General features: G+C 29.3%; 13 protein-coding genes. 5 read left to right on the forward strand and 8 right to left on the reverse strand.

Features of this window, described 5'->3' with window-relative positions; genetic code table 11:
* Positions 1-19: 19 nt before the first annotated feature.
* From V7P59_RS09990 to V7P59_RS10010, 5 genes are read left to right on the forward strand one after another with little or no spacing between them, the layout of a single operon-like run.
* A complete protein-coding gene (locus tag V7P59_RS09990; RefSeq protein ID WP_333810020.1) occupies positions 20-1,639 on the forward strand; it encodes an HsdM family class I SAM-dependent methyltransferase in 1,620 nt (539 codons plus the stop codon).
* Entirely contained in the window at positions 1,636-3,540 is a 1,905-nt protein-coding gene (locus V7P59_RS09995) for a restriction endonuclease subunit S (RefSeq protein ID WP_333810021.1), read from the forward strand. Before V7P59_RS09990 ends, V7P59_RS09995 begins: the two co-directional genes overlap by 4 nt.
* An 8-nt stretch (positions 3,541-3,548) precedes the next feature.
* Positions 3,549-5,432 (forward strand): AAA family ATPase, encoded by a 1,884-nt coding sequence (locus V7P59_RS10000; protein ID WP_333810022.1) that lies wholly within the window; start codon positions 3,549-3,551, stop codon positions 5,430-5,432.
* Entirely contained in the window at positions 5,429-6,373 is a 945-nt protein-coding gene (locus V7P59_RS10005) for an HNH endonuclease (protein ID WP_333810023.1), read from the forward strand. Before V7P59_RS10000 ends, V7P59_RS10005 begins: the two co-directional genes overlap by 4 nt.
* 57 nt (positions 6,374-6,430) lie before the next feature.
* Positions 6,431-8,227: an ATP-dependent nuclease gene (locus tag V7P59_RS10010; protein ID WP_333810024.1), complete on the forward strand. Its 1,797-nt coding sequence runs from the start codon at positions 6,431-6,433 to the stop codon at positions 8,225-8,227.
* Positions 8,228-8,477: 250 nt separating this feature from the next.
* On the opposite strand, the gene V7P59_RS10015 is transcribed toward V7P59_RS10010, so the two are convergent.
* The 8 genes from V7P59_RS10015 to V7P59_RS10050 form a co-directional block, all read right to left on the reverse strand.
* A complete protein-coding gene (locus V7P59_RS10015; protein ID WP_333810025.1) occupies positions 8,478-8,834 on the reverse strand; it encodes a DUF6527 family protein in 357 nt (118 codons plus the stop codon).
* Positions 8,818-9,993, reverse strand: a complete 1,176-nt coding sequence (locus tag V7P59_RS10020) for a ThiF family adenylyltransferase (RefSeq protein WP_333810026.1) — start codon at positions 9,991-9,993, stop codon at positions 8,818-8,820. Before V7P59_RS10020 ends, V7P59_RS10015 begins: the two co-directional genes overlap by 17 nt.
* A complete protein-coding gene (locus V7P59_RS10025; RefSeq protein ID WP_333810027.1) occupies positions 9,968-10,663 on the reverse strand; it encodes a multiubiquitin domain-containing protein in 696 nt (231 codons plus the stop codon). Before V7P59_RS10025 ends, V7P59_RS10020 begins: the two co-directional genes overlap by 26 nt.
* Before the next feature lie 237 nt (positions 10,664-10,900).
* Entirely contained in the window at positions 10,901-11,065 is a 165-nt protein-coding gene (locus V7P59_RS10030; protein WP_333810028.1) for a hypothetical protein, read from the reverse strand.
* Positions 11,066-11,141: 76 nt separating this feature from the next.
* Positions 11,142-11,315: a hypothetical protein gene (locus V7P59_RS10035; protein WP_333810029.1), complete on the reverse strand. Its 174-nt coding sequence runs from the start codon at positions 11,313-11,315 to the stop codon at positions 11,142-11,144.
* A gap of 172 nt (positions 11,316-11,487) precedes the next feature.
* Positions 11,488-11,754 (reverse strand): hypothetical protein, encoded by a 267-nt coding sequence (locus V7P59_RS10040; RefSeq protein ID WP_333810030.1) that lies wholly within the window; start codon positions 11,752-11,754, stop codon positions 11,488-11,490.
* A 6-nt stretch (positions 11,755-11,760) separates the two neighbouring features.
* Entirely contained in the window at positions 11,761-12,108 is a 348-nt protein-coding gene (locus V7P59_RS10045; RefSeq protein WP_333810031.1) for a hypothetical protein, read from the reverse strand.
* Positions 12,105-12,902 carry a type II toxin-antitoxin system antitoxin SocA domain-containing protein gene (locus V7P59_RS10050; RefSeq protein ID WP_333810032.1) on the reverse strand — a complete coding sequence of 266 codons (798 nt, stop codon included), beginning with the start codon at positions 12,900-12,902 and terminating at the stop codon, positions 12,105-12,107. Before V7P59_RS10050 ends, V7P59_RS10045 begins: the two co-directional genes overlap by 4 nt.
* Positions 12,903-13,001: the final 99 nt, after the last annotated feature.

Consider the following 13,001-nt stretch of genomic DNA (forward strand, 5'->3'; position numbering starts at 1 on the left):
TATAGAACCCAAAAATAAAATGACAACCTCAGTACAATTTGAAAAGCAAACCAAAACATTAATTGATGACCTGAAAAGTGTTTGTGCAAATTATGGTTTGGGAAATGACGGAAACGAATTTAAGATTATTACCCAAGTTTTTTTATACAAGTTTTTGAACGATAAATTTGTTCATGAACTAAAAAAAATAGACCCAAAAATATCCAATGCAAAAGATTTAAAAGCCGTTTTAGCTTCTTACACCACAGACGATTACGAAATGCTTTCGTTTCAAATGAGTGAAAGTACTGCACGTTTACAACCACACCAGTTTATAACAAGTCTGTTTGAAAAACAAAACGAGCCCAAATTTGCTGATTTGTTCGATGCAACCTTATTAGATATTGCCAAAGAAAACAGCGACATCTTCTCTGTAATTACAGAAGGTGGTGAAAAAATCGTTTTATTTGAAAACATTAGCAAATATGTAACCGACAAACGAGATGAATTTTGCAAAGCAATCATTAACAAGCTAGTTAACTTTAGTTTTGAACATATTTTTCATGAGAAATTTGATTTTTATGCAACTATTTTCGAATATTTAATTAAAGATTACAATACTAACAGTGGCGGAAAATATGCCGAATATTTTACACCGCATGCCGTAGCTAAAATTATGGCTCGTTGTTTAGTGAATGAAAATGTAAGTAATGTAACCTGTTATGATCCAAGTGCGGGTTCTGGGACGCTTTTAATGAATTTAGCCCATCAAATTGGAGAAGATAAATGTACTATTTACTCACAAGACATTTCACAAAAGTCGTCTAATTTGTTGCGTTTAAATTTAATTTTGAATGACTTGGTACATTCCATACCTAATGTAGTGAAAGGAAACACCATTTTAGAACCGTTTCACAAAGACAAAAATGGACGCTTACAACAGTTTGACTACATTGTGAGTAACCCTCCATTTAAATTGGATTTCTCTGATTTTAGTGCTGACTTAGACACCAAAGAAAACCATGACCGTTTTTTTGCAGGAATACCTAATATTCCAAAAACCAAGAAAGAAAGTATGGCGATTTACCTCATGTTCTTACAACACATTATCTACTCATTAAAAGATACAGGTAAAGCGGCAATAGTGGTACCTACAGGTTTTATTACTGCACAAAGTGGTATCGATAAAAAAATTAGAGAACGTATGGTGAGCAGTAAAATGTTGGCGGGTGTGGTAAGTATGCCAAGTAACATTTTTGCCACTACTGGTACCAACGTTTCTATTATCTTTTTAGACAAGCAAAATCAAGGAGATGTAGTTTTGATTGATGCCTCAAAATTAGGCACTACAATTAAAGAAGGTAAGAACCAAAAAACCGTGTTGTCATACGAAGAAGAAGATAAGATTATTGACACGTTTAACACCAAAAAGGCTATTGACGATTTCTCAGTAGTGGTTAGTTATGATGACATTATAGCCAAAAACCACAGCCTAAGTGCAGGACAATATTTTGAAGTTAAAATTGAACATGTGGATATTTCTCCAGAAGAATTTACTGCCAAAATGAAAAACTTTGAATCTAATTTAAGTGAACTTTTTAAGGAAAACAAGACTTTAGAAATGGAAATTCAAAATAATTTGAAAGGGTTGAAATTATGATTAAAGTTAAACTTTCTGATTTAGCAAACATAAAAATGGGACAATCGCCCCAAGGCGAAACTTGCAATGAGAATGGAGATGGAATTCCTCTTTTAAATGGGCCATCTGAATTCACCTCGTTTTACCCGATTCCAAAACAATACACAAATGATCCAAAAAAAGTATGCCAAGAATTTGATATACTTTTTTGTGTTAGGGGTTCTACAACTGGTAGAATGAATTGGGCAGATAAAAAATATGCAATTGGAAGAGGATTAGCTTCTATATCTCATAAAAAAGGTAAAGAATTTAATCATTTTTTAAAATATCTTATTGAGTACAATTTAAATTCAATATTAAATTTAACAAGTGGTTCAACTTTTCCTAATTTAACCAATGATAACTTAGCATCATATGAATTTTATGTACCAGAAACAGAAGTTCAAAAAAAAACATCAATATTTTTATCAAATATAGATTCAAAAATAGAAATCAACAATAGAATCAATTCGGAGTTAGAAGCTATGGCTAAGACTTTGTATCATTATTGGTTTGTTCAGTTTGATTTTCCCAATGAAGAAGGAAAACCTTATAAATCTTCAGGAGGTAAAATGGTTTGGAATGAAGAGTTGAAGAGAGAGATTCCTGAAGGGTGGGAGATTGGAACTATTTCGGATATTTCAGAATTTATTAGAGGTGTTAGTTATGATAAGAAATCAATAAAAACTTCAAATGATAGTAATGTAATCCCAATTTTGAGGGCTACTAATATAACTGGAAATCAGATAGACCTTAATGATATGGTATATGTTCCTAGTGAATTAGTAAACAAAAAACAAATTTTAAACAAGTTTGATATTTTAATTACTATGTCAAGTGGAAGTATTGAGCATATAGGAAAAAATGGTTTTTATTATTTTGATGAAACAGTCTCATTTGGAGCGTTTTGTGCAAAGTTTGTTCCAAAACAATATTATCATTTTTATTTATTTAATTATACACAATCTGACTTTATGTCCAATACAATTAAGAATGAGTGTTTAGGTACAAATATTAATAATTTGAATTCTGGGATGGTAAATGGATTTAAATTAGTAATTCCAGCCGAAGATATTTTAAAATTATTTAATGAAAAAGTTGAATCAATTTATAAAAAAATTTCCATTAACTACAAGGAAAACCAAGAACTTGCCTCATTACGAGATTGGTTGTTGCCTATGTTGATGAATGGGCAGGTTAGTGTGGCTTCAACTAGCTCAGCTAAAGAAAATTATAAAGTTGAAGATACAATACTTGGTATGGTTGCAGAGCCAGCTGAAGAACTAAAAAGTAAAAATAAAAAACAAGCCAAGGTAATATCTTTAAAACCTTCGAATGTTGATATATACAAAAGAACTTTATTAGCTGCTGAAATAGTTTATCAGCTTCATGATGAAGCAACATTAGGTCATTTAAAACTTCAAAAGTTGCTGTACTTATGTCAAGAAATAAACAACATGAGTTTACCAATGAATTTTTTAAAACAAGCCATGGGGCCTTATGATAACCGATTAATGCGTTCTTTAGATAAGCAACTTGAAGAAAAAAGATGGTTTAAATTTGAGAAAACCGAGTTTTTAAAATACAAACCATTAGGGGCTGTTGGTTCACACCAAAATGATTATCAAAAATATTTTGAAGCTGATAAACCAAAAATAGATTATTTGATTGCCACTTTTAGAAAATACAAATCTCAAGATATAGAAGCTGTTGCAACTCTTTATGCTTGCTGGAAAGAAGCCCTTGAAAATAAAGAACTTATAAACCTTGAATTAATTTTAAAGAAATTCTACAGTTGGTCTAAAGAAAAAGAAAAATTCAATCCAGATGATTTAAAAAGACATTTGAATTGGATGAAAAATAATGGAATTTATCCGAGGTAAAAATTTATATGATATTATCCGCAATATACATTGAAAACCATTTCTTGTTTGAGAAACCACAAATAATAAATTTTGGAGGAAGATATTTTTTTTCAATTAATGAAAAAGGCTTTATAACAAAAGAAGATAACAAAAATTTCATTCCTAACTTTTACAATCAAGATACTGTATTGTTACTATCGGCTATAGTCGGTAAAAACGGAGCAGGAAAAAGTTCTCTTTTAGAAATCATTTCTAATTCTCTAAATAGTGAATATGGTTATATATCAACAATATTCTTTGAAGATAATGATAAAATATTAGTTTCAAGTAAATCAAATGCAAAGTTTACTTTTCATATTGAAAATCATACCACAAATAATACTATTTCCACATTTTATTATTCACCATTTCTAGATTTTAAGTCTAGAAGAAGTGGTATTGATTTAAGTTTTGATTTTTTAATGCAAAAAGATTTAGAAGACATTGATACAAAGAGAAAATCGAACTCAAAAATTGAGCCTTTACAACAACTAAAGATGAAAAATGAAATTCGTCAGATGAATTTCAAAAATTCAGAAATTGGTAAAGAGTTTTGTAAGATATTTAATTTACCATCTGACAATTTAAATAAAATAACTTTTACAAGATATTTAATTGAAGTTGACAGAGAAAAAGACGAAATACGATTTCACAATACACCTTATGGATTCAGAAATTTTATACAATATATTTATAAAAAGACCAGACAAGAGGCTAATGATATAGATAAAAGAAGGGTTGGAGAATTCCAGAAAGAATTGCTGAAAAATTATTTTCTAATGGATTTCATTTGCTTATTTATAATACAAATGGAAAAGGAGAATAGATTTCTAGAAGAAGGATTTTTAGATATCGATATAAATAAATTTAGTGATAAATTCAAAAATGAATCAGCTCAAAATTCATTCTTTTTCTTTTTAGAAAATCATTTTTATAAAATTCAAAACGGAAAAAAATTCACTTTATTACCTATATCAGAAACAAAAGATTTAATACTTAAGGTAAATGAATTTATTGATCAAGCAAACGTAAACGATAAAATAAAATTTATTGAGTTTGATTGGAGTGAGAAAGCAATTTTTTTAGAACAAAATAAAGCAATAGAACTACTAGAACTTCAAAATACTTTTTTAAACAAAGTAAATAGTTACTATCAAAAAAACATTGAAAATTTTACAGATTTTAAATTCACCAAAGAAGATAAAATTGAAGACTTTATTAATTTTTTGCCTTCTGAAAGAGCTTTAAGCTCTGGTGAAAACGCTTTGTTAAATCTTTTTTCAAGGTTTCATGAATCTCTTGAAGAGCTAACATTTTTTAAATGGATGAATAATATAAATATAGTTTTACTAGATGAAGCTGATTTGGGATTTCATCCAAAATGGAAAAAGCAATTTGTTAAATCCATATTGTTCTTTTTTGACATTTATTTTAAATCGCTTAAATCTAACGTTCAAATCATATTTACTACTCACGACCCTTTAACTTTGTCAGATGTTTTAAACTATAATACAATTTACTTAGATAAGGAAAACTCAAATGTTGTATTTGATCAATATACGAAACCAAAAAACTCATTTGGTGCAAATATTAGCGATTTGTTATCAGACTCTTTTTTTATTGGTGATGGCTTAATCGGAGAATTTGCAAAAAGTAAGATTCAAGATGTCATTGAATATTTAAATGATAAAAATAAAAGAGTTGAAAAAAAATGGATTTCCTCACCTGAAGTAGCAAAAAAGGTTATTGATCAAATAGGAGAGCCTTACTTAAATGAAAAACTAAATGATATGTTTTTGGAGGCTTTTCCAGAGTTTAAAAATGATGAGATATTAAAGTTAGAGGAAAAACTAAAACAACTAAAAAAGTGATACCACTTCAAATAAATAACTCGTTTTCGGATGCTCATTATTTAGCAGTTAAAGATGATGTTTTACATCATCTTAATAGAGTTTTGACAGCAGGAAAGATAAAAAAAAATAAAGTAGATGTGAATCTATCACCTGGTCTGCGTGCTTATTTAACAACATTGAATGACGAAACAAACAATTCGCTGAAGAATTTAATTAATTTAAGTCCTAATAATTTGGTTGATTTTGTAGATGACCTAAATACCACATTATCTAGTTTTATCGACACTAATCATGATGACAATACGATTTTAAAAAATATTTTTGTAAGTCACGGTTATGAAAAGGGATTAAAAAAATGGGATTTTATAAATAGAATTAAAGTTAATACTTGTCCATACTGTAACAGAAATTACATATATACCACATCGAGGAACAAAAAAATAAAACCTGAAATAGACCATTTTTACCCAAAATCCAAGTACCCTCAACTGGCATTAAGCTATTTTAATTTAATTCCTTCATGTAAATCTTGTAATGGTTTTGGAGCTAAAGAAGAAAACGACCCATTTGTTAAAAATTTGAAAAACCCTTATCTATTAAATTATAATGACTTTGAATTAAGTCACAAGATAAAAAACATAGCTATAGTAAATCCATTATCTGGAAAATCAGATATTGAAGTTTTTTTTAAAAATTCAATTCCTGGTCATTTAGAAGTTTTTAATTTGAAAGAGCTATATGAACTTCATCATGATCATGCAATTGAATTAATCATAAAGAGAAATTTAAAGTATTCACAAAAGTACAGAGAGTATTTAAGTTCATATAAAGGTCTGAAATTTAGTAAGTCTGAGATTGATAGAATGATTTTAGGCAATTATGCTTTAGAAAAGGAGCAGCATAAAAGACCACTGTCGAAATTGTATCAAGATATTGGTAAAGAATTAGGTCTAATCTAAATTTATTATTCTATTCTACACAACTAAGTAATCACATTCGAATAAACAAACAAAACAATGTACATTTCAAACATAACATTAACCAATTACAGAGGAGTTAAAGAAAGAAGAGAAATCAATTTATCACCATTCGCATCTATTGTAGGAAAAAATGATTCTGGAAAGACAATTATTTTAAATGCAATTGCTTCTTTTTTGGATTTAAAAAATTTTGCTATTACTATTACCGATTTTAATATAATTGGAATTCCAATTGAAATGGAATTTAGTTTTAAAAGTGGAAATATTATTGAATTATTGAGTTCAAAGGTAAAATCAAAAGTCAAAAAGACAGAAGGTTTAGATGAATTTATTGAAGACTTTATTTTCGATGAAAATATAGTTTATAGGAGGACAGCAACTCGTGATGGAAAAAGTTGGTCTACAGAAGAAATACTAATTGATGATTTTGTTAGAGAAGATTTAAAAGGATTGTATTTTAAATCTGATGAAGAAATTTCAACTATTATTGAAGCTAATGCTATTCAAATCCCAGTTGAGGGTAAAGGCAGAAATTCAAAAGCAGAGAAAATCAAACACATTAAACTTCATTTTGCTGAAGAGCCACGAGCTAATTTTTGGATTATGGATGATATGAAAATTGCTTCGTTGTTTCCAGATGTTGAAATGTTTAAAGCAGATTATGGTTTAGAAGCGGATACCAAATTTAAAACAGCATCAGTTGCTGAAATTGAGGAGTATTTTACCCGAGAGCAAGCGCGTTTTGAAGATTTTCAAAAGGAGATTAATTTAGAAATGCAAAAAGAAGCTGCAATATTAAAATCTTATATGCAAGAGTATGCGACTAATTTGCAAGATATTGATATAACCCCAAATGTTGTGTGGAAAGATGCTATCAAAAGCGTAGATGTTTCATTTCAATTTAACGGTGATGAAAAGTTTATACCGATGACGCATAAAGGAACCGGTTATCGTAGACTTTTTATGGTAGCTAGATTTAGGTATTTGGCAGAAAAAAGCAAGGGAAATAATATCATTTACTTAATTGAAGAACCAGAAACCTTTTTACACCCAACAGCACAGCAAGATTTATTAATAGCATTAAAAGAATTGTCGTATGATAATCAAGTTATTACTACAACCCATTCACCAGTTTTTGCTGGAGCAACTGATGTAAAAGGCGTAGTTTTATGTACAAAAGGCAGTCAATCTAATTATGAAAATGCTATAGATGGTAATGAGCAAGAATTTTTGTTTAAGATTATCGATGAATTAGGGATTAAGCCTTCATTTAATTTAAGGGATCATCATGAACACCTTCTTTTCGTTGAAAGTACAAATGATATGAAATTCTATGACATCATTTGTAAAAAAATATTAGGTTTTGATTTAATTAATAATCCAAAAATATTAGTTCTTCCTTTTGGAGGAGGAGCAGATATAGATAGCTTTTTGAATATTGATTATTTTGATAAATCAGGTAGAAACTTATTTCTTTTAATTGATAGTGATAAACAAGAGAATAAAGAAGCAGAACAAAATCAAAAAGCTCAAAGTTTTAGAGATAGAAAATTAAATGCAAAATCTTACGTCATTCATAGAAGTTGTATTGAAAATTATTATCATCCAAGGTGTATTGAGCGTGTGTATAGTTGTGATGAAGGAATATTTCCTTATTTTAAGCCTGATGAAAATGCTAGGACAATCATTAAATCGGTCATCGCTGAAAAAGAATTAAGAAATAAAAATATTAAAGAAAAGAATAATTTTAATGTTTTTGGAAATATGACCAAGGAAGAATGGGAAGAAGTTATTGAACCTGAGTTGTTGGATTTTTTGAGTCATTTAAAATGATATTAAATTTGTGGGATGATAGAAATATTATTAATTTCTTCTTTAGCATCAATTTTAGTAGCTGCTAAAAATGATACATATTTACTTTCTCTTTTTAAGATTTTTTTTTGACCAACTAATTTTAACTTATCACAAAATTTCCTTGTATAGTGTGGAATTAAGACAGATCAGAATTCAAACCTGTGACCCACTTCTATATAAAAAAGAAAAAAACAGGTAAATAACACCTGTTTTTTTTGTTTATAAAGATTTATCTTTTCTTCTTTTTTTTCCTTTTGAAAAAAAAGTTTTTCTTTTTCTTTTCGTCTTTTTGAACCCCATCATTTATTTCATCTGACGACCAAATTCTAGCAAATTCAATCTTACTTTTTCTAATAAAATAATGAGATTGACATGCAAAATTCCAATTACCAATAGAAGGAGATAAACTAATGGTTTCACCATCAAAAGTCATTTTCCAATCCGTTGGTGAGAATGGTGTAACAACCTCATTGTTACAGCCACACACACATTTGTGTATGGCTGTACAATAGGTAAGCGAAATATATAATATTCCATCTTCCAATACTTCTGGAATAAACTCAACAAACTTATGCTGTAACTTCATCACTTGTCAATTGATTAACATTTATAGAATAAGTACTATGATGCTCTTCTCGTAGATCTTGATAGAAACCACAGAGCTTTTTCCATTTAATAACAGCTAAAACTGCATTCAAACAATTCAACTCTGCTATTTGAATGTTAGTGTTATAATCGTTATTATCTTCATTAACAAAAGGAATTCTATCAGCTAAATGATTATGCTTTTCATTAGTTCCTGTTGTAACTCTAACAGTCCCAATCAAAGCATCATCTAACGTATTCACCCCAAGTCCAACATCTATAAATGAAATATTGTTTTTTAACAAAAACTGAATAATCAACTTTCTTGAAACATCATTATCAATACAAATAAACACGTGTGACATAGTCAGTAAATCCTCCATATTCTCTTTTGAAACATATCCATGATGTGCAGAAATTTTTTGATGAATTTTGGAATATTGACTAGAATAATATTCAACTTTTGATGGCACAGAATCTAAATCTTCCTTTCCAGCAGCTCCGGGAGAACGAAATGCATTATGTTGTGAAAACACATCACCATCAAAAAGATGAATTTCGCTCACAGGAGTTTTAGAAAGTAAATCCAGGATATAAGCACCGGTTCCACCTAATCCAATGATAGCGATCTTTTGTCCTTTAACTTTTTCATTAATAAGATTAATTTTCGCTCTACTAGAATTTGTATCAATATATTGAAAAACATCAGTATCAATTATATTTTCTCTAATTCTAAAAGTCTTTTCTGTAACTAAAGGATCAATACTTTTCGCTGGTGAACAAATAATGTTTGCATAAGTAGATACTTTTTCAAAATAATCAGAATAACCATTTTGAGGTTTGTTAGAAAAAGAAAAATTAACTACTATTCCATTACCGAGATTTTGTTGATTAAGATGCTTAATAGCAGTAATAATACTTCCATCACTATTACAAGGATATTCGCCAATGAAATTTATAACATGTGTACTTGGTTTAATAGTTTTTTGACTATTAGCCAACGATAATTCACTAACCAAAATTCCATATTTAACCTCTCTTAGATGATTAACATAAGGCATATGGTGGATAAGTAAATATCCACCTTTAACCTCAAGTTCATAACCCTCATCTTGTAATCTTTTAAGGTCGGGACTATGACTTATTAGTTGCTGTAACATTGAAAACCATTTTATTAGTTACAAAAACTTTATCTCCTTTAACCATACTACCTTCAGGATTTTGATGAGGACCTTTAGCATAGGTTACCGTATAAACAGTATTTGGATTTTCTTGATAATTTCCAAATGCCAATTCAACAACTTGCTTGAAACTTATAGTTTTTTCGCACCATTGTTTTTCTCTACCATTTACAATGATAATGAATTCAGTAACTTCTTTTTTAGAGTAGAACTTTTCCTTACCTGGTCTTGCTAAATCAACTATTTCATCGTCTTCAATTAAATCGTCATCCCATGGTTGTTTATTATCCAAAAAGATTTGATAATCAGATGGAATATTTCCCTGTCTTCTTATTTGAGAACCTTTGATATACTGCTTATCAGTTTCAAAGTTTTCACCATCAATAGAATACTTTAATTTCTGTTTGATGTAAAATTGCTCAATTCCTGGTCTTGCCAAGTCAACAATTTCATCATTCAAAATAGCATCATCTTTCCAAGGTTCAACTATATCTAAGAATAATTCACAATCAAGAGGAAGTCCTCTCAATTCTTTCAATTGTTTTCCCGTAATGAACTGCTCAAACCATTCAAACTTTTTCCCTTCAATAATTAATTCTAACGAAGGTCTTTTACTGTGGTCATCCTGACCGTCTTTTTTTGTATTCATGATACTTTGTTTTTTATTTTTTTAAATATTTTAACACTCCTAATCATTTAAAAACTCTTGGAGTTCTGAGTTTCATGCGGTTTTTGTTGCTAAAAATTTGTTTTTAATAAAAAACATCTTAGTTTTACACAACAAAATAGAGGGATACTAAGGTAAAAACCTAAGTATTTAAAGTCGAACAACTTATTTCCCTATAACCCAATCAGCTCCGCCAAGATATGATTGGGTTTTTTTTAATTACTTCAACGCTTTTGCAACTAAAGAAACTGCTATAATCAATGTTGTGGCAACGGCAATTACATTGACTACTTCGGCTACTTCATTATAAACTGTAACACAGCTATTTTTGTAGCAAACAGTAGCTTTTTGGCTTGGTTGAAACCTTTGGGTAATATTACTCATAAGAATCTTTTTAGTTAAACAAAAATGCAGCACCTTATTATTGGTGCTACACACCTAATTACTCAATACAAAGAAATTATTTCTCTTTGCGAACCCCTTTAAATGGAGTCCCGTCTTGCTTAACATCCATAAAACGACCAGTACTAGTATCACGCTTAACATACTGTTCGGTTTTTGGATTATAAGTCTGACTTCTTCCTTTTACAGCCCCATTGCGGTGACCATCTCCCGGTGTACCATTTTTTGCCATGGTTTTCAGATTTTATCCAATCAAACTATTTAATACTGAGGTGTTTGATTAAAAACCCAAGGAATAATTAGGTAATAAAAAGAATTCTATTACTTTTGCAGAATAATTTAAGAGGGACCAATCAATTAAATTAATCTGACCGAAGCACTATTCCATAAGCTTCGGTTATTTTTTATGTATAAGATACTACATCCGAAATTTTTACTTTTCCTATATAATCGAGTTTTTGTAACTCTTTTTCAGAAAGTTCTAATACTTTACTAATAAATAATTTTTCTTCTTCAGATGGATTGATTTTGAATAATTCACGAAGAGCTTTACCAGTATAATAAACCAAAATATTTGTTTTAAAAATATATCTTTTTAAGCCATAGTTAAATACTTCCCCATTTAGAAGAGTAATTACGCCAGCATGTCCTTCTTTAAATTTTACCTTCATAATCTATTATTTAAAATAGTCTAATATTCGTTCTCTGTCTTCATTTTCTTTATCATTTTTATGATAAAGCTCTATAAAGACTATTCTCTTTTCCTCTTCAAAATAAGCATAAACTAATCGCAATCCCGAATTAACCCCTTTTCCTTTAAGCGACTTGCAAGCTATTTTCTTAACTTTTATTACACAGTTTGACACTCCTAAATTATCAATTCTAAAACTAAAAGGAGGTCTGTCTTCAGGAAGAACACACAATACTTTCTTAACAGTTTCCAGATCATCTGCTAAGGTTTTGTATTTTTTTACAAGAGTTTTAAAATCCTTCTTATAAGGAGCTATTTCTTCAAATACAATCATAAGGCATCATCTTCTTCATAATTCCTAACAGAGAAAGGAGGTTCACGATAAAAAGCTAATTCATAATTGATTTCTTCCCCATCTTTAGAAACCATCCAAGGTATATCCTTATGAGAATAATTGCTTACAGCTGATGCCGACCAATCGCTCATTTGCTCAATAACTCTATCAATAACTTCTTTTTCACTAGCCTTGAATTCAGTCAAGTCAGCTTTTACAAGAGGTATATATCGAGTTTGCGGATAACCATGATATTCCGTTCGTAAACGTTGAATTTGCTCACTCTCAATCATATCATTAATGATGATATCTAAATTTTGAGGAACAGGACCAAATGGCAATTTTCGATAAGAGGCACCTGTTAATTGCTCTTCGTACAATTCATAATAATTGAAATCAGAAAAATACAATAACTTATACAAAACCGTTTCCCCTACATTAGGTTTTCCAGCACAATGTTCTAAAATATAGAGTAAAATATTTCTCATCTTACCTGCTTTTAGAGAAGGTACAGAAATTCTACTCGTAGCTCTTTTTTCTTTTTTCTCTTCCGAATAATCTAAAGCATCCAAAGAAAATTTTTCAGACATAAAATCATCAAGTGAAAAACCTAGTACTTGTCCAAATTTTTGTAACTCCATAATATTCAAACTTCTTTTCCCTAATTCAATTTGGGTTAAAGAAGGTCTAGATATACCAACCATCTTAGCCAAGTCTTCTTGAGATAGTTGCTTTCTCTTTCTCAACTCAGCAATACGTTGACCTATTTGATCTTGTGAAATTTGAAATACCATAATTTTGAATCAAAGATTAATTATGCAAATATATAAATTGTTTTAATACAAAACAAACAAATGTTAGAAAACGAAACAAATTTAAATTATAATTATTAG

Origin of the sequence: Flavobacterium sp. (assembly GCF_036782315.1) — a bacterium.
In the GTDB taxonomy this organism is placed as follows: domain Bacteria; phylum Bacteroidota; class Bacteroidia; order Flavobacteriales; family Flavobacteriaceae; genus Flavobacterium.

Coding starts and splice junctions, on each gene's coding strand:
- V7P59_RS09990 (WP_333810020.1), top strand. CDS start 20: ATGACAACCTCAGTACAATTTGAAAAGCAAACCAAAACATTAATTGAT.
- V7P59_RS09995 (WP_333810021.1), top strand. CDS start 1,636: ATGATTAAAGTTAAACTTTCTGATTTAGCAAACATAAAAATGGGACAA.
- V7P59_RS10000 (WP_333810022.1), top strand. CDS start 3,549: ATGATATTATCCGCAATATACATTGAAAACCATTTCTTGTTTGAGAAA.
- V7P59_RS10010 (WP_333810024.1), top strand. CDS start 6,431: ATGTACATTTCAAACATAACATTAACCAATTACAGAGGAGTTAAAGAA.
- V7P59_RS10015 (WP_333810025.1), bottom strand. CDS start 8,834: ATGAAGTTACAGCATAAGTTTGTTGAGTTTATTCCAGAAGTATTGGAA.
- V7P59_RS10020 (WP_333810026.1), bottom strand. CDS start 9,993: ATGTTACAGCAACTAATAAGTCATAGTCCCGACCTTAAAAGATTACAA.
- V7P59_RS10025 (WP_333810027.1), bottom strand. CDS start 10,663: ATGAATACAAAAAAAGACGGTCAGGATGACCACAGTAAAAGACCTTCG.
- V7P59_RS10030 (WP_333810028.1), bottom strand. CDS start 11,065: ATGAGTAATATTACCCAAAGGTTTCAACCAAGCCAAAAAGCTACTGTT.
- V7P59_RS10035 (WP_333810029.1), bottom strand. CDS start 11,315: ATGGCAAAAAATGGTACACCGGGAGATGGTCACCGCAATGGGGCTGTA.
- V7P59_RS10040 (WP_333810030.1), bottom strand. CDS start 11,754: ATGAAGGTAAAATTTAAAGAAGGACATGCTGGCGTAATTACTCTTCTA.
- V7P59_RS10045 (WP_333810031.1), bottom strand. CDS start 12,108: ATGATTGTATTTGAAGAAATAGCTCCTTATAAGAAGGATTTTAAAACT.
- V7P59_RS10050 (WP_333810032.1), bottom strand. CDS start 12,902: ATGGTATTTCAAATTTCACAAGATCAAATAGGTCAACGTATTGCTGAG.